Consider the following 17,707-nt stretch of genomic DNA (forward strand, 5'->3'; position numbering starts at 1 on the left):
AATTTGAAAAGGATTAAGGCATCCAGAATATTTTAGTTTTGCGGGTATCTTTAGCTACTACAGCTTGATAATTTGTACTATTTAAAGTTTTCTCCTTTGCTGGATAAACCAATCTTGTTGGAGGGGTCTCATAACCTACTTGTTTTCCGTTTGTAGGGAATGTTAATACAGGGAAACCAGTTCTTCTATACTCCGACCATGCCTCTGTTGATTGTAGAACACCAAAGTGTACCCATTTTTGAGTGTAAATTTTTGTTAATTTATCTGTTGAAGCACCAGTATATGCTGCAGTAGAAGCGTTTACCCAAGTATCTACTGTTGCAGCAGCCGGAGCTTCTAATTTAACATAAGCACCTTGATTTAAATTATTAAGGTAGTAATAGAAAGCAACAGATTGTCTTAAAGCAACATCATATGCCGTTTTTGCATCGGTTGTACTTCCCCAACGCTCAAATGCTTCTGCTTTTAATAAGTTAACCTCTGATGCTGTGATTAAAATTCCAGGAAGTTTTTGGTTGAAAACAAATGTTGCTGAATCTAATACTGAATAATCAGCAAAGCTTGATTCTTGCTGCGCGGTTGTAAAAGTTACTGGCATAGCTCTATAAGTAGCATTCTGGACAAACTTACCTGCTACTGTACGACCGAATTTATCATATAATACAGGAATACGTGGATCATTTGCTGGTAACAAAACGGTATTTAGCATATAATCAGTAGCATACCAGCTACCTTCAAAAAATGCATCATGCAAATCACTTGTACTATTTGTTAAAGGCTGTAATAACACATCTGAGTTACCTGGGTTATAAGTACCAATATTACCTCCATCTACCAGTGGATATGCAGTTTGGTTACCTAACATTTGTAAAACAGCAGTTTTTGCAGTCGCTTCATCTGTTTTTGAAATACGCATTAATAATCTTAACCTTAAAGAGTTAGCATAGCGGGTCCACTTGCTAACATCTCCTTTAAGAAGAATATCAGATTTAGCAAATGCTGCCGTAGTAGTAGCAGATTTAAAAAAAGTAGCAGCAGCATCTAAATCAGCAATAAAAGAAGTATATAATGCCTTTTGCTCATCATATTTAGGATTACTAATTGTACTGTTTGTTGGTAAGCTACCTGCGGCTGAATAAGGGATATCACCCCACAAATCTACCATTTTAGCAGCCTGTTCTAATAAAACTACTTTGGCCGCCTGCATAATAATTTTCTGACTAGCTTGATCTGCTGCAGAAAGAGAACTATACTTTCCTTCCATTACTCTATAGATTGTTAACGGGCCACTCCCATTTCCACCAGTGCTGTAAAAATCATCCCAATATTGTTGTGAATAACTATCGCTTTGCTGATAAATGGTATTTCCATTTGAGATATAAGTGGTCTGCGCATAAACTCCCGGCATTTGGCTTAAGAAAGTACGCACATTCCAATATTTAGCAGCTACGCGATCATTGTTTAGCATGGCTGTAAACAATCCTGGCAAGTTCGGGTCTAAAACCTTTTCCGGATTGTTAAATTTTTCATCAATATCTTTTTTGCAACCAAGCACTGTTGTTAGCGACAATAAAAGAAAACTTGCTTTTATGATTAACTTTTTCATAATATCTTATTTGTTTTGACTAAAAATTTGCATTTAATGAGAATCCAAAGTTTCTAGATGCAGCTGTTGAGCCCACATCTACACCTTGCGACCACCATTTGTTTCCAAGCGGTGCCTCTGGATCTAGATCTTTCAAAGTTCTGTGGATGTAAAACAAGTTACGTCCGATCAATGAAAATCTTAAATTGGAAATTTTCAGTTTTTTAGTGAAAGAAGCTGGAATTTTATAGCTCAATACAACCTCTCTCATCTTGATGTAATCGTTATCAAAAATCTCTGCTTCGGTTAATGAACCTTCACCCCAGTTATATGTAGTTAAGTAATAATCAGCAGCAGAAAGCACCTTAGTATTTGGCAATCCAGTGGTTTGATTTACACCTTTCAAAACTACACCATCGTTGTAGGTTTTACCATTACTAGTATAACTTAAACCGCCGTTAGCCGCATCTCTAAACTCCATTGAATTCTCTAACATACCTGCACCGCGCATGTATTTCAAATTAGGAGCAATCATTTTACCACCGAAACGATAGTCGATGGTAACATCTAATGCAAAGTTTCCATAGCTAAAAGTATTAGAGAAACCTCCAACTGCTTTCGGCATGATGTTTCCTGCCTTAACATAAACAGAGTTATCCATTACATAGTAACCATCATCACTGATTAAGTAATTGCCATTCGCATCCGTTTTTCTAGGACGGATATAAATATTACCCAATTCTTCTCCAGCTCTGGCCACGATTTTAGCTGTAGCTTGATCTGAAGAATAGAAATTGATCTCTGAATTGGCATCTTTTAATGAATTTACTTTTGATTTATTGGTTGAAAAGTTTAAACGCGTATCCCATCTAAATTTCCCAGAAACTGGGGTGGCATTTAAGGCAATCTCGAAACCCTTATTACCAATTTCTCCAACGTTTACAATTTGACTTTGAGCGCCATTTGTAGAACTTACTTCCAATGGTAAAATTTGGTTTTTGATCTTGTTGTCATAATAACTAACATCCAAACCCAATCTTCCATTTAAGAATCTAGTTTCTAAGCCAAACTCGGCTTCATGTTTCTTTTCTGGCATTAAACCTAGGTTACCATAAGCTCTTGCAGGAACTAATGTAGGTACTGAACCGTTAATCGTTTGTTGCGAAGTTTGAGTATAAGAAACATTAGCTTCATAAATTGGAGGGGCATTACCTACCACACCATAAGAAGCTCTCAGTTTACCATAACTCCAGAATTTTGGTAATTTCCAAAGATCACTAAATACAAAACCACTGTTTACTGAATAATAAGAGTATTGATTGTTTCCTGGAGGAAGAGTAGAAACATATTCTTGTCTGGCTGTACCTTCTGCAAATAAGAAATCTTTATAGCTTAAGTTCATAATCCCTAAGTAAGCGTATTTAAGTTGCTCTTTACGCGTTTCAGAAGTTTCAGCAACGCCAAATGAGTTGGATAAAGCAAAAAAGTTCTCTGTAACTAATCCATCTCTGGTATTAGATTTTAAGTCTTTGTAAGTCTCTTTTCTACCTTGGTAACCACCACTTACAGATAAACCAAAATCTTTGCCGATTTTATTAGAATAAGTTAATAACGCATCTCCATAAAGTACTGAATATTGTCCCTGAGTTGTAGTATAAGAACCTGTACTTGTGTTACCGTTTAAAGCTGTAGGAATTTCAGTAAATTGACGATTCTCTGTTTTAGCACTGGTATAATCATTACCAATACGACCTCTTAGTTTTAAATTTTTAGCTACATCATAGTTTAAAGTGAAACTAGATAACAATCTGTTTTCATTTTCGTCATATTGGTTTTTCAATTGTTGCCAATAGAAATCCAACAAATTAGTAGCTCTGATATTGAAAAGGAATGGTTCAGGGCGAGCAGTTTGATCAAAAGTAGCATATTTGTAACCATTACTCGTTTGGAATCTTTCTTTCATCAAGCTCATATCTTCCGCACGGCTGAAAAACCCACCAAATGAACCTAAAACCTGGCCTAATTGATAAGGTCTGTTTTTGGTAATGGTATTTACATAACTCACGATCACATCTGCAGATAATTTTGGTGCAAGTTTAATTGTAGAATTTAAGTTAAAGGTATTTTTAGCACCGGTATTTCCCGGTTGAGTACCTTTATAATCTAAACGAGAAGCAGAGAAGCGATAGTTAACGCCTTCTGTCTGATTAGAAATTGCAACGTTTGCATTAGAAGTATATCCATTTTGGTATACATCTCTGTAGTTATTTGGTTGAGGAGAGTATGAACGAATTGAACCATCCCACCATCTTACTTGTTGGCCTTCCATTTTAGGACCAAAATTCGCATAAGCTCTGAAATACGGTCTGAAACCACTTGGAGAACCTGCATCTGCGATCCAGCCTTCTTCAGTTGCACCGTTTGCTACGTTAGTTTCTCTATCATAACCCGGGCCATAAGTGTTTTGAAAATTAGGCAAGAAAGCAACCTGATCAATAGAACCTTGGTAGTTAAAATCAACTCCTAAACCTCTGTTCTTTGAACCTTTTTTTGTTGTAATTACTACAACTCCACTTGCTGCATCAGAGCCATAAAGCGCAGATGCACTTGCTCCTTTTAATACGGTTAAACTTTCGATATCTGCAGGGTTAATATCCAAGATACCATTACCACGTACACGTTGATCATCCCAATAGTTGTTGTTATTCGCACCAGCAGCACCATTTTGTCCATCGTTTCTGATCATCACCCCATCCACCACATATAAAGGTTGTTGATTGTAGTTAATAGAGTTAATACCCCTAATCTGAACATTTACAGCACTACTAGCACCACCCGGAGCTGTTGTAATTTTAACACCTGCAGCTTTACCATATAATGCCGATGCAAAGTTGGTGTTACCAGCCTCTGTTAGCTGTTTAGCCGTTACCGTACTTACTGCGTAACCAAGAGATTTTTCCTGGCGCTTAATCCCCAATGCAGTTGTTACTACGTTAACTTCATCAAGCTGATTAGAACTTTCTTTTAAGATTACATTTATTGATGTTTGATCGTTTATGCTAATTTCTTGTTTAGCGTAACCTATTGCAGTAAATACCAAAGTTTCGTTAGGACTTACTGATATAGAGAATTTTCCACTGCCATCTGTTTGAGTTACTTTTGCAGTTCCTTTAACAGATACGCTTACACCAGGAAGAGGACCTGACGCGTCTTTTACCGTACCGGTAATATTCTTCTGTGCAAAAACTGTTATTGTTAAAAAACACAATAACAGCATACTTAAGCACTTTAAGTATGTCTTTTTCATAATTTTTAGTTTAGTTAGTTTAAAATAAGTTTAAGGTAGTGCGAGACTTAGTAAGTTGATTTTTTATTTTTGCATATGTATTTGTTTTATGTTTAAGAATCTCTTTAGTCAAATTGATTATACTCTACTATCAAACTTCCAGCAGCCAATAATTCAGCTTCATCCGTCAGGGTAGAGAGTTTTATTTTGGTTTGTTCTGCTATTCGGGGAATACAAAACTCATGGATAGCTTGTTGGATTGGCGGCAAAAGCATTTTACCTACCTTAGCCCCTCTTCCACTTAAAACAATACACTGAGGGTTTAAAAGATGGATTAATGTGGCTACTCCTTTGCCCAGTTGAAAAATAGCTTTAGCCAATACTGATATGGCTACAGGATCTTGCTGACTTACAGCGTATAAGAAATGATCAGCAGGGTGTTTACTTTTGTCTTCAAACAGTTTTTTCATGCTCGATTCAGCACCTCCTGCAATTGCTTCTTCCGCCCGCTTAGCCATTACCAATAAGGAAGTATCAACCTCTAAACAGCCTCTTCTGCCACAAGAACACAAATTGTCACTGTTCGAAAGTGGGATGTGACTAAACTCACCTGCACTGCCACTACTGCCCCGGTATAATTTACCATTTACAATCATTCCCAAGCCCGTTCCCCAGCCAATATTAACCACCATTACATCTTTTAAATTAACAGCTTCTCCGAAATTTAATTCGGCCAGCGCAATCAAACTAGAATCGTTATCTATATATACAGGTAAATTGATTTTAGAAGAAAGATAATTTTGTAAGGTTGTTCCTTCTTTAACTTTAAGAAAAGAGTGATTAATTCCTTCATCAGCATTAACAAAACCTGGCATACCAATACCAACCCCTAAAATATCTGTCCTGTTGATTTCAGATTGATCGATACTGGTGTTGATGAAATTTACAAGGTCGCCAATATTGCTTTCCTTTGATGACAGCTCAAACTCTAAAGTCCGAATTGGTGTAACCATTGTTCTTGAGAGGTCGTAAATGGTTAACCTAGATGTTAACTGATCCATTGCAATGGCTACAATATATTTTTTCAAATTTGGATTGATCAAGAACATTGCAGCCCTTCTGCCACCTGTTGATGGCGCGAAACCCTCTTCTATAATATAGCCTTCAGTTATCAAATTATTAACCACAGCGGTAACCAAAGGCAAGCTCTTTTGCGTCAGCTTACTCAAATCTGTAAGTGATAGCGATTTCTTATAGTATAAATGCTTAATAATACCAGCCCTAAGGCGCTGATTTTTCTCTACAATTACAGACATGATATTTGATTACAGTCCAAACTTAAAAAATATTTTTAAAACATCATAATACTTTTTAATTTTTTTTAAAAGTTAATTATCAATCGACCGTAAACAAAAAGGGCGAATAATCTTTGATTATCCGCCCTTTTTAAAGAATTATATTTTATTAATGAATACCCATAAACAACCTGCTCCATCTTATTTTATGCAAGAAAGATGCAGTACTATCCCAACTCATCCAAACAAATAAGGCTTTACCTACAATGTGGTCTTCGGGTACAAAACCCCAATAGCGCGAATCAGCGGAATTGTGGCGGTTATCGCCCATCATCCAATAGTAGTCCATTTTAAAGGTATAAGAAGTAGCCGGTTTATCATTAATATACCAAACACCCGCTTTTTGCTCTACTTTATTTCCTTCGTAAGTTCTAATTGCCCTATAATACAGCGGCATGGTATTGCTATCGATTTTAACCGTCCATCCTTTTGAAGGAATTTTAATCGGCCCGAAGTTATCCCTGTTCCAAGCTCTGTTTGGATCGTTTGGAAAAACACCGCCTTGAACCGGCCCCGGTGCATCAGGACTTAAGGTAACTGATTTTACAAAATCAAATGCTTTTAATTTATCGGCAATTTCTGGCGATGCATCTACAACATAGGTCTTATCGGCAATAGGTGGTGTTCCACCTAAATTTAAGTTAAACTCATCAAGTGCGGCATAATTAAAGTCCATGGTTTTAAACTCGATGCGATATGGCATCATACCTGTATTTTTTAAAGGCTCATTTTTGCCATTTACATTGGCAATACCACTGCTCATCGAAATTACATCGCCCGGAATACCAATACATCTTTTAATAAAGTTCTCCCGCTTATCTACCGGGCGGTCTATTATCGTAAATGTGCTTCTCACCTGCTGCCGGCCCATACTGCGTTCTAAAGCATAATAACTTTCTGCCTGGTTTTCTACGGCAACCGTATCTCCTTCGGGAAAGTTGAATACCACAACATCGTTTCTCTTAATTTTAGATAAACCCGGTAAACGGTGATATTTCCACTGCACACCATCCCAATAAGCTTTGGTAGAGGTGGTTAAAGGCATTGTATGGTGAGCAAAAGGAAAAGCAATCGGAGTCATCGGGATACGTGCACCGTAATTAACCTTACTTACAAAAAGGAAATCGCCAATAAGCAAAGACCTTTCCATCGAACCAGATGGAATAGTGTAAGCTTCAATAAAGAATACCCTAATCATGGTTGCTGCCACCACGGCAAAAATAATTGCATCAGCCCATTCACGATTTTTTGATTTAATATATTTGTGTTGTTGCTTAAATTCTTCGGTCGCAGACTCGCCCAAATATTTTACACCTTTATCAAATCCCCATAATGGCAAAACAACGAATGAAAGGATAACAGTTGCAGCATGCTCCCAAAATTTGAACTTACCAAAACACTTTACAAAATCTATAGTTACACCTATAGCAACAAAAAAGTTAACAACGGGAATAAAGTAAAGAATAACCCACCAAGCTGGTCTTCCTGTTATTTTTAACATTACCCAAAAACTATAAATTGGCACTAACGCTTCCCAACCAGGTTTACCCGCCTTTTCGAAAAGTTTCCAAAGACCTATATATTGTAAAATTACTACCGGAGCTAAAAAAATTAATACCCCAAAAAGATGTGCTAATTCCATTTATTTAAATGTATATGTTTAGTTCTATTCAAAAATATCAGTAATGCTGAAAAATCCTTTTTTATCTTTCAACCATTCTGCCGCCACAACCGCACCTAAAGCAAAACCAGCCCTATTATGCGCAGTGTGTTTAATTTCTATTTCATCTACCTCGCTACTGTAAATTACAGTGTGTGTACCTGGAATATTTTCTATCCTATGCGATTCTATCAGTAATTGTTCTGCTTTCGGAAACAATTCAACATCAGTTCCTACCACTTCGTTTAACCACTCTTGTTTTCTGTCCAGGTTGTCTACAATCCCTTCTGCAAGAGTAATGGCTGTACCACTTGGTGCATCCAGTTTTTGTGTATGGTGAATTTCTTCAACCTGAACTTCGTAGGCAGGATAATTATTCATCAGCTTGGCCAAAGTTTGATTAAGCTTAAAGAATAAATTTACGCCAATACTAAAGTTAGACCCATAAAGCAATGTATTGTTACTGCTGTTGCAATCGTTTTTCACTTCTTGAAGTTTGCCGTACCAACCGGTTGTACCTACTACTATTGGCACATTAGCATCAAAACAGGCGTCGATATTTTTTAAAACCGAATCAGGTGTGCTAAAATCGATAGCCACATCAGCCGATTTTAAATTTTGTCTGGTTAAATCTTCCTGATTATCGATCGTTATTTTTAAAACAATTTCGTGGCCACGTTCCACAGCAAATTTCTCGATAATCTGCCCCATTTTACCATATCCTAAAAGCGCAAGTTTCATCTGTTTATTTTTAGTTTTAATTGTGATAAAGCGATCAGATTTTTCACCAATGTAGATATTTTTAACGGTGTTCAAGAAGGCTTGAGCCATTTATTCATCACATTGTAGTTTGAAAAACTATGATGGTTTCATCTGTTTATATTTTTCAGTTTCTATTCTTATTTTTTGTTACTTTTTGTCCTTAACCTTCGCCGTTAATTAGCAAATCATCACGATTTCAATTGCTTATCCTATATTAAGTATCATGATGGTTTTCTGTATTAAAATGTTAGTGATAATTTTAACGCAGGCGTTGCATTGAAACCATACATCGAATTGGTATTAATCATGGATGGCATTACCTTAAAAGAAAGGTTATCATCAATATTGAAGAAATGTAATCGTGCTGCAACATAGGCGTCTACTATATTGGCGAAATAAACCAAGCCGTAAGAGAACAATACAATCTGTTTATTTCTTCTGTAGGTATCTTTACGCTGGGTTATACCTGAAGTAGAATAACGGCTACCAAAAGGGCCGTTAGGATCAGGCTGATCGCTATGCGAGTCGCGATACTGCAATTCTGTTAATGCTAAATTGTATTGTTTGCTACTTTCGATGTACGACATGGTAAGTACAGTTACACCACCATAAATAGCCGCAATTTTGCCACCGGTATATAACTTTTGAAAAAACTGGCTTTTTCCTGCTCTTGTACCATAACCATCGTTAAGCAACTGCATATTGTACAATTGGCCCCAGCCTGGTATTATCATCGATCTAAAAACAGCTTTTCTACCAGCAATCTTACCTGGATTAACGTATTTGGCTTTCATCGAATCCTTTCTGGTCATCGGTTTTTTAGCCGCAGTATCTAACGATTTAGATAATTTAATTTTCGAAGTATCAACAGGTTTTAATACCGTATCCTTAACCTGTGCCGAGGCTAAGTTTACAAGAAAAAATGTAAATGCAGCAACCAGTATTAAAAGCTTAGTCTTTTGCATTACCAGTCTAATAACTCTAAAATTCGGTTTAAGTCGTCATCGCTCATAAAGGGAATTTCTATTGCTCCTTTACCGTTCTGGCTAACTTTTAACTTTACGCGGGTAGCAAATTTAGAAGCCAAATCATCCTGCAATTTTTGATATTGAAAAGAAACAGCTTTTTCTTTCGATTTTTCGCTAGCTTTTAAAGGTACATGTTGCAGATTGCGCACAAGCTCCTCTACCTTACGTACAGATAATCCTTTTTCTAAAATTTCCTGGTGAATAAACAATTGTTTGTCAACACCATCAACATTAATTAAGGCTCTTGCGTGCCCCATGCTAATTTTCTGATCGCGGATGGAGGCCTGAATAGCTGGCGGAAGTTTTAACAAACGCAGGTAATTGGTAACCGTGGTACGGTTTTTACCTACACGTTCGCCTAATTGTTCTTGTTTTAAGCCTACCTCATCAATCATCCGCTGGAAACTCAACGCCACTTCAATGGCATTTAAATTTTCTCGCTGAATATTTTCGATCAAGGCCATTTCCAACATCTGCTGGTCGTTGGCACTACGGATGTAAGCAGGAATCTGTGTTAAGCCAGCTAGTTTCGAAGCCCTGAACCTACGCTCGCCCGAAATGAGCTGGTATTTATTTGCAGCTAGTTTTCTAACTGTAATGGGTTGTATTAAACCTTGTACTTTTATCGAATCGGCAAGCTCGTTTAAAGCTACCTGGTCAAATTCGGTACGGGGCTGGTACGGATTGGTTTCAACTTCAGTTAAACTTACGTGACTGATATTGCCAATCTGCTCGGTTTCGCTAACAGCATTTACCTGCTGCTTCGGCGGATGAGCAGATTCGCTATCATCTAAAAGCGCACTTAACCCTCTTCCTAAACCTGTTTTTCGCTGAAAAGATGTCATCTATAATTTATAAAGTTGCTGTTCCTATGTTTTCTTCTTCCTTTAAAAGGCCGTTTTTCTTTACAATTTCGCGGGCAAGGTTAAGGTAGTTAATGGCACCTTTACAATTCGCATCATGCATAATTACCGAAACGCCATAACTAGGCGCTTCACTTAAACGTGTATTACGCTGAATAATGGTATCGAAAACCAGTTCGTGGAAATGTGTTTTCACCTCTTCTACCACCTGGTTCGATAAACGCAAACGTACATCGTACATGGTAAGTAAAATACCTTCAATTTCCAGATTAGGGTTTAAACGGTTCTGAACGATTTTTATGGTGTTTAACAACTTACCCAAACCTTCTAGTGCAAAATACTCACACTGAACAGGAATAATAACCGAATCGGCAGCTGTTAAAGCATTAATGGTGATTAAACCTAAAGACGGTGAACAATCGATAATGATAAAATCATACTGATCTTTGATTTTCTCTAAAACCGCTTTCATTTTATACTCACGGTTGTTCAGGTTAATCATCTCAATTTCTGCACCAACCAGATCAATGTGGGCAGGTAATAAATCTAAATTCGGTGTATCCGTTTTTTGGATGGCCAATAAAGGATCAATGTCATTAATGATACACTCGTAAATACTATCTTTAATGTTCCGGGGGTCGAAACCGATACCTGAAGTCGAATTTGCCTGAGGATCAGCATCTACCAGTAAAGTTTTATATTCTAGTACGGCCAAACTCGCAGCCAGGTTTATAGATGAAGTTGTTTTACCAACACCACCTTTTTGATTTGCTAATGCAATAATTTTGCTCATCTATGTATCCGAAATTTACTTAACGTTTATTTGGGCTGTGTTATTTATGCGTTTTAATTGGCAAAAAGTTCTATTTTTGCGTTGTTTACGGCCTTTTTCACAATCAGCTAAGATACAAACTATATGGCAATTTTAGCAAGAAGCGTATTTGGGTTTTACACATCTTATTAACAATTATCCATGATCACAATTATAGCCGCTACCAACAGGCCCAATAGCAATACGCTAAAAGTTGCTAAATATTACCAAAGGCAACTAAAAGAAAAAGGAGTCGATGCCAATTTGTTCAGCCTGGAGCACCTGCCTATAGATGTTTTGAATACGGATATGTATGGCAAAAGATCGGAAGCTTTTCAAGAAATCCAGAACATGATCAATAACACCGAAAAGTTTTTGTTTATCATGCCAGAATACAATGGAAGCTACCCAGGTGTACTAAAAGTGTTAATAGATGCCAGTAATTTCCCTGATAGTTTTTATGATAAAAAGGCTGCTTTAGTTGGAATTTCTTCTGGTAAATATGGCAATATCCGCGGGGTAGATCATTTTACAGGCGTTTGCCATTATATCCACCTCCATATTTTACCCTTACGTTTGCATATTCCTAGTATTAAAACAGAGTTAGATGCCGAAGGCAATTTCAATCATCCGGATACTATCAAGTTTACCAACGAGCAGATAGAAAAATTTATCAAATTCTAATCTTACGCTAAATACTTCCAAATCTACTTTCCTAAAAAATTCATTTCTACAAAAACTTCTTTGCTTTCGGAAAGCAAAACCTGTGCTCCATAGGTAGGTTTGTCCCTGTCTTCCGCTCATACACCTGCAGGCCTTAATCACAGGCCGGTACCCGCTTCAACCAGGTTTAAAAACAAAGGAACTGCCGTGACCTTAAAATCTTTTTTTAAGATTAATTTTCATTTTCTGCGCTCTGCAACCCAAATATTATTACCAGACGGGCCACCTAAACTTGATGGAAGCGACACGCAGTAAAGCGGACAGCTGCTGTCTTCAAAAAAAATAAAACGCTATTCTTCTTTTGAAAAGCAAAGCCTGTGTTTCATATTAGCGTCACTCCTGCTTTCTGTTGCAAGTCCTTGCTGCGCTGTGGGCTTTCCACGTCAATCAGGTTTAGAAACACAAAACAGCACTTTGAACTCTAAAAAATCACAATTTCATTTTGATAAAAACCCTTCCAAAATGAAAAGGTTTTTTTTGCTTAACATAATTACAAAAATACCCTATAAACCTAAAAAACAACAACTTAAATAACAATTCAATCTACTGGCATAGCTATTGACTATAGGCTAAACAGATGCTATTTATTTAACCTTTGTTATATAATTTAGTTAATCAGGAAACAAATTTAATTATAACCTATTTTTATCACAAAAAAGAGAGAAATTGCTTTACATTACTTTGCGAAAATCTCTCCGCCCTTTGCAGTTAAACTAAAAAGTCATGAAAATAAAAACCAAGCTCCGCCTCGGATTCGGCTTTCTCTTTATCATCGTTTTATCCTTCGGATTAATTGCGCTCTTTTACTTAAATGAGCTTTCCGATAAATCGAAGGTAATTCTTAAAGACAATTACAAATCATTGAAATATGTTGCTGCCATGCGCAATGTAATCGACCTGAACCAGTTTCCATTAAGCCGTACGCCACTAACAATATTTACCGAAAACCTAAAAAATGAAGGGTTAAACATTACCGAACCCGGCGAAAAGATGGCTTTCCAGAAATTAGAAGTAGCTTTTAACGTGCTGAACAACTCACAATCGTTGGCCATTAAAGAAAATAGCATCAAAAATTTACGTATAGCGCTGCGAAATATAGAAGAATTGAATATGAAGGCCATTTATGATAAAAATGAATTGGCTAACAAAACCTCATCGAGGGCAAATCTCTACATCATAATTGCGGCTACCTTGAGTTTTATTATTCTCTTTACCTTCATTGTAAACTTCCCGGGTTTTGTAGCTAACCCCCTTGCCGAATTTAGTGCGGCTATTAAGCAGATCAGCCGTAAAAATTATAAACAACGCTTACATTTCGAAAACGAGGATGAGTTTACAGAACTGGCAAACTCCTTTAACGGAATGGTGGTTAAATTAAATGAATGGGAAAACAGCAACTTATCTAAAATTAAATCTGAAAAGTCGCGTATTGAAGCCATTATTGCGCAAATGCAGGATGCCATAATCGGCCTAAATGAAAAAGGAGAGGTACTTTTTCTAAATCATCTGGCTGCAAAACTAATGAACCTGGATGAAGATAAGGTTATTGGTCAGAACGTGGCCGAGCTCATGCAAAAAAACGAGTTACTTAAACGGATCATTAAACCCGAAACAGATGATAATACCTTAAAAATTTATGCTGATGATAAAGAATCTTATTTCCTGTTGGAAAATCGCGAAATCATCATCCCAAATTATGAAGAGCAGGATGAAAACACATTAATTGTTTCTTCTAAATCTGCCGGAAGCGTTTACACGTTAAAAAATATTACGCAATTTAAAGAGCTCGATGAAGCCAAAACAAATTTTATCGCAACGGTTTCGCACGAGTTAAAAACACCCCTATCATCCATCAAAATGAGCTTGAAATTGCTTAACGATGAGCGTGTGGGCACTATGAACGAAGAACAACATGAGCTGCTCAATCACATCAAAGAAGATAGCGACAGGCTGCTAAAAATTACCAGTGAGCTTTTAGATCTCTCGCAGGTAGAAACCGGTAATTTAAAGCTCACTTTTGCCATCACCAAACCCGAAGAAATTGTGCACTATGCAATTGATGCCGTTAAGTTTCAGGCTGAACAAAAATCAATTCAACTGGTACTTAACTGCAATCAGAACTTACCGAATGTGAATGCCGATATACAGAAAACCGCCTGGGTACTGGTTAACTTCTTATCTAATGCTTTACGATACAGTTCCGAAAAATCGAAAGTAATTATCGATGTTTTGCAAAAAGACAATTTTATTGAATTCTCTGTCCGCGATTTTGGAAAAGGCATTGAGGAAAAGTACCAAAAAAGATTATTCGACAGGTATTTTCAAGTACCAACCGATGGACAGAATAAATCGGGCTCGGGATTAGGCCTCGCCATTTCTAAAGATTTTATCGAAGCCGAAAATGGAAAAATATGGGTAATTAGTGCCATTGGTGAAGGGAGCAAGTTTTGTTTTAGTTTACCTGTTGTCGTTTAAGTTTCGCTATTTTACCGCAAAGAATGCTAAGTTTTTGGCAAAAAGACGCAGAGTGAAGTGTCCCTGTCTGAGTAGAGTCGAAGACTGACCACAGTGAGCGCGGAGAAAATAAGTAAGGTGGGAAATGGACGATAGAAAACGGTAACGCCAAACGCCTACACAATATAAGGCTCCATTTCCTTATCAATACTTTTACGCAATTCCATTAATTTAATGGCATAGCCATGCATGGCAATTTCTTTTTCGCTTTTTGGCTTAAAAGCTGGAATCGCCTTCGGTTGTCCATCGTCATCTACTGCAACAAAAACAATAATACAGTGTGTGTTCTTAACAAAATCGGTTTGCCCTACTGGTTTAGAAAAAGCATCAACAGCAATATGCATACTGGTTTTACCCGTATAAATAATGCGCGCATCCATTTTAACCAAATGACCGATATGAACCGGGTGAAAAAATCTGATACCACCAACATAAACGGTTACACAATAACTTTGGCTCCACTGTAAGGCACAGGCAAAAGCAGCCTGATCAATCCACTTCATCATCATGCCACCATGTACCTTACCTCCATAGTTAACATCAGAAGGTTCGCTTAGAAATTGAAGTTCGATATGGTTTTTGGTTCTGGGCATGGTAATAATTGTTGAAATTGCTTGGCTTTAATGTCTTTGCTAAGATATTATAAAATAAGATATTTTCATACGATCAGCTGTTATGATCTGTTTGGGAAAGAACTCTCCTATCTATCGCCATCCTAAGTTCATCTCAGGATCTGACCAACATGATGGATACTGAAATAAATTCAGTATGACTAACGGAGAGAGAAAATGCCCCGACTGATAGATAACTTGGTGTCAGTTGGTAACAACCGACACCAATTGATTAAATTATTTCGCTATAATACTAATTGCATATCCTCCACCCGGTGCGCAATATTGAGTCAATTTAGTTTTATTGGTTACTTCCATTTTGCGTATGGTATAAGCTTTTGGATTGGTTTCATAATTTGCATCCTTAGCGTCAGCATAAATAGTTGCCGTATATTTTTTACCAGGGTCCAAGAAGTTAAAATCGATTTTAGATGTCCGCGCCACCTCATCATTGGTACGGCCAACAAACCAGTTGTTTTTGCCCTTGGCTTTACGTGCAAAAGTGATGTAATCACCAGGCTCTGCTTCTAAAACTTTGGTATCATCCCAATCTACAGCAACATCTTTAATAAACTGAAAAGCATCCATATACTTGTTATAAGTTTCTGGCAAATCGGCAGCCATTTGTAAAGGACTATACATTGTTACATAAAGTGCCAACTGGCGAGCTAAGGTACTGTGCACAAATGAAGTATTTTCGGGATTATAAACACTCACTTTAGTTTCGAAAATACCTGGGGTATAATCCATCGGCCCGCCAATTAAACGGGTAAATGGTAAAATGGTGGTATGATCTGCATTATTGCCACCAAATGCTTCATATTCAGTTCCCCTAGCCGATTCGTTTCCGATTAAATTTGGATAGGTACGTGCTAAGCCAGTAGGGCGAACAGCCTCATGTGCATTCACCATAATTTTATATTCAGCTGCTTTTTGGATGGCATATAGGTAATGATTGTTTAACCATTGTCCATAGTGATGTTCTCCCCTTGGAATCATGTTGCCTACATAACCACTTTTAACAGCATCGTAACCATTGGCTTTCATAAATTTATACGCTGTATCTAAATGACGCTCATAATTACGTACCGACGAAGAAGTTTCGTGGTGCATAATCATTTTTATGCCCTTACTTGCCGCATATCGGTGCAGTTCTTTTACATCAAAATCAGGGTAAGGCGTTACAAAGTCAAACACATAATCTTTTGTTTTACCAAACCAGTCTTCCCAACCCTCGTTCCAGCCTTCAACCAAAACCGCATCTAAACCATTTTTAGCGGCAAAATCGATGTATTCTTTTACGTGTGCGGTATTTGCAGCGTGTTTTCCGTTCGGTTTTGTTTTGGCATAATCGGTTACACCCAATTGTACACTAGTTAAATCGTTATAGGCCCAGGTACTTTTTCCGGTAATCATTTCCCACCAAACGCCAACGTATTTGGTTGGTTTTATCCACGATACATCTTTAAATTTGGTTGGTTCGTTTAAATTATAGGTTAATTTTGAGGTCAAGATATCAGCAGCTTTATCGCTTACAATAATGGTTCTCCAAGGCGATAAACATGGCGCCTGCATATAACCTTTATCACCAACTGCATCAGGCGTTAACCAAGATTCTAAAACCATGTTTTTATCATCAAGGTTTAACGACATTAAAGAGTAGTTGATGAGTGCTGCTTCATGGATATTAATGTACAAACCATCTTTACTCTTCATCATCAAAGGTGTTTGTAAGCCTGTTGGCGAAAAAGTAGTTTGCGATGCATTTGGCGTTATAGCGGCTTTCATTTTGCCACGAACTTCTGACAAATTTGAAGTCACTGTGCTGTATTCCTGTGTATCATAATCGCCTGGAAGCCAAAATGCTTTATGGTCGCCAGCTAAGGCAAACTGGGTTTTCTCTTCTTTGATTACAAAATAATCTAAGTTTTTCTGCTCCGGAAATTCATACCTAAAGCCCAAACCATCGTTAAATAAACGCAGGCGGACAACAATATAACGGTTCGTTTCTTTTTGGGTTAGGGTTACAGCCAGTTCGTTATAATGGTTTACGACTTCTTTAACCTCGCCCCAAACTGGTTTCCAGGTTTCGTTAAAGGTGCTGGTTTTGGTATCGGTGATGGAGAAACCGTCCATTAAAGATTTGCCGTCTTTAAGTTCCAAACCTAATTTACTCGTTTTAATTACATCTTTGCCCTTATACTTTAAGCTATAAGTTGGCACACCACCATCAGCCAAAGCAAAACTGGCTATCAGATTGCCATCCGGCGATTTCAAATTCTCTTCGGGAACGTTCCCGAAAGCATCCCCAAAAAATAGCAAAGCGCATATTAAAGCAAGGATTTTAGAGCGGTTAAAGGATTGGTTAGGTTTCTTATTCATGTTATCATTTATTTTTTGTTGTTACTATTAAATATATTAGAACTTGCAGGTTTTGGTTAGTTCAGATATTAATCCGGTTAAAAAAATTGTTCAGCCCCGCAGGTTTTGGAAACCTGCGGGGGCTGAA

Annotated in this window: 12 protein-coding genes; 2 read left to right on the top strand and 10 right to left on the bottom strand. The window is 37.4% G+C overall.

Annotated features, from left to right (window positions below; all coding sequences use genetic code 11):
• Positions 1-13: 13 nt before the first annotated feature.
• The 8 genes from H9N25_RS15210 to H9N25_RS15245 all read right to left on the bottom strand — a co-directional run bounded on the left by H9N25_RS15210 (position 14) and on the right by H9N25_RS15245 (position 11,332).
• Positions 14-1,606: a SusD/RagB family nutrient-binding outer membrane lipoprotein gene (locus H9N25_RS15210; protein ID WP_190326446.1), complete on the bottom strand. Its 1,593-nt coding sequence runs from the start codon at positions 1,604-1,606 to the stop codon at positions 14-16.
• Between the two features lie 19 nt (positions 1,607-1,625).
• Entirely contained in the window at positions 1,626-4,892 is a 3,267-nt protein-coding gene (locus H9N25_RS15215) for a SusC/RagA family TonB-linked outer membrane protein (protein ID WP_190326447.1), read from the bottom strand.
• Between the two features lie 104 nt (positions 4,893-4,996).
• Entirely contained in the window at positions 4,997-6,187 is a 1,191-nt protein-coding gene (locus tag H9N25_RS15220) for an ROK family protein (RefSeq protein WP_190326448.1), read from the bottom strand.
• Between the two features lie 148 nt (positions 6,188-6,335).
• Positions 6,336-7,868 carry a signal peptidase I gene (lepB, locus tag H9N25_RS15225; protein ID WP_190326449.1) on the bottom strand — a complete coding sequence of 511 codons (1,533 nt, stop codon included), beginning with the start codon at positions 7,866-7,868 and terminating at the stop codon, positions 6,336-6,338.
• A 24-nt stretch (positions 7,869-7,892) separates the two neighbouring features.
• Complete coding sequence (dapB, locus tag H9N25_RS15230; protein ID WP_167296808.1) at positions 7,893-8,627, bottom strand: 4-hydroxy-tetrahydrodipicolinate reductase; 735 nt, start codon at positions 8,625-8,627, stop codon at positions 7,893-7,895.
• 260 nt (positions 8,628-8,887) lie between these two features.
• Positions 8,888-9,613: a DUF5683 domain-containing protein gene (locus H9N25_RS15235; protein WP_190326450.1), complete on the bottom strand. Its 726-nt coding sequence runs from the start codon at positions 9,611-9,613 to the stop codon at positions 8,888-8,890.
• Positions 9,613-10,521, bottom strand: coding sequence for a ParB/RepB/Spo0J family partition protein (locus H9N25_RS15240; protein ID WP_167296810.1), 909 nt, complete (start codon positions 10,519-10,521; stop codon positions 9,613-9,615). Before H9N25_RS15240 ends, H9N25_RS15235 begins: the two co-directional genes overlap by 1 nt.
• A gap of 7 nt (positions 10,522-10,528) precedes the next feature.
• Positions 10,529-11,332 (bottom strand): ParA family protein, encoded by an 804-nt coding sequence (locus H9N25_RS15245; RefSeq protein WP_167296811.1) that lies wholly within the window; start codon positions 11,330-11,332, stop codon positions 10,529-10,531.
• A gap of 180 nt (positions 11,333-11,512) precedes the next feature.
• Here H9N25_RS15245 and H9N25_RS15250 point away from each other — a divergent pair, with 180 nt between their 5' ends.
• Complete coding sequence (locus H9N25_RS15250) at positions 11,513-12,034, top strand: NADPH-dependent FMN reductase (RefSeq protein ID WP_190326451.1); 522 nt, start codon at positions 11,513-11,515, stop codon at positions 12,032-12,034.
• 762 nt (positions 12,035-12,796) lie between these two features.
• Positions 12,797-14,548, top strand: a complete 1,752-nt coding sequence (locus H9N25_RS15255; RefSeq protein WP_190326452.1) for a HAMP domain-containing sensor histidine kinase — start codon at positions 12,797-12,799, stop codon at positions 14,546-14,548.
• Between the two features lie 155 nt (positions 14,549-14,703).
• Here the strand turns inward: H9N25_RS15255 and H9N25_RS15260 are convergent, their stop codons facing one another.
• Together H9N25_RS15260 and H9N25_RS15265 are read right to left on the bottom strand one after the other, a co-directional pair.
• Positions 14,704-15,180, bottom strand: a complete 477-nt coding sequence (locus H9N25_RS15260; protein ID WP_190326453.1) for an acyl-CoA thioesterase — start codon at positions 15,178-15,180, stop codon at positions 14,704-14,706.
• Positions 15,181-15,435: 255 nt separating this feature from the next.
• The gene (locus H9N25_RS15265; protein ID WP_223833399.1) at positions 15,436-17,580 is read right to left on the bottom strand and encodes a glycoside hydrolase family 97 protein; all 2,145 of its coding nucleotides are present in this window, start codon (positions 17,578-17,580) and stop codon (positions 15,436-15,438) included.
• Positions 17,581-17,707 lie beyond the last annotated feature (127 nt).

Source organism: Pedobacter riviphilus, from assembly GCF_014692875.1.
GTDB lineage: Bacteria > Bacteroidota > Bacteroidia > Sphingobacteriales > Sphingobacteriaceae > Pedobacter > Pedobacter riviphilus.

Excerpts from the sequence above, each read along its gene's own strand:
- dapB (WP_167296808.1), bottom strand. The coding sequence starts at position 8,627 with ATGAAACTTGCGCTTTTAGGATATGGTAAAATGGGGCAGATTATCGAG.
- H9N25_RS15260 (WP_190326453.1), bottom strand. The coding sequence starts at position 15,180 with ATGCCCAGAACCAAAAACCATATCGAACTTCAATTTCTAAGCGAACCT.
- H9N25_RS15240 (WP_167296810.1), bottom strand. The coding sequence starts at position 10,521 with ATGACATCTTTTCAGCGAAAAACAGGTTTAGGAAGAGGGTTAAGTGCG.
- H9N25_RS15215 (WP_190326447.1), bottom strand. The coding sequence starts at position 4,892 with ATGAAAAAGACATACTTAAAGTGCTTAAGTATGCTGTTATTGTGTTTT.
- H9N25_RS15265 (WP_223833399.1), bottom strand. The coding sequence starts at position 17,580 with ATGAATAAGAAACCTAACCAATCCTTTAACCGCTCTAAAATCCTTGCT.
- H9N25_RS15210 (WP_190326446.1), bottom strand. The coding sequence starts at position 1,606 with ATGAAAAAGTTAATCATAAAAGCAAGTTTTCTTTTATTGTCGCTAACA.
- lepB (WP_190326449.1), bottom strand. The coding sequence starts at position 7,868 with ATGGAATTAGCACATCTTTTTGGGGTATTAATTTTTTTAGCTCCGGTA.
- H9N25_RS15245 (WP_167296811.1), bottom strand. The coding sequence starts at position 11,332 with ATGAGCAAAATTATTGCATTAGCAAATCAAAAAGGTGGTGTTGGTAAA.
- H9N25_RS15220 (WP_190326448.1), bottom strand. The coding sequence starts at position 6,187 with ATGTCTGTAATTGTAGAGAAAAATCAGCGCCTTAGGGCTGGTATTATT.
- H9N25_RS15255 (WP_190326452.1), top strand. The coding sequence starts at position 12,797 with ATGAAAATAAAAACCAAGCTCCGCCTCGGATTCGGCTTTCTCTTTATC.
- H9N25_RS15250 (WP_190326451.1), top strand. The coding sequence starts at position 11,513 with ATGATCACAATTATAGCCGCTACCAACAGGCCCAATAGCAATACGCTA.
- H9N25_RS15235 (WP_190326450.1), bottom strand. The coding sequence starts at position 9,613 with ATGCAAAAGACTAAGCTTTTAATACTGGTTGCTGCATTTACATTTTTT.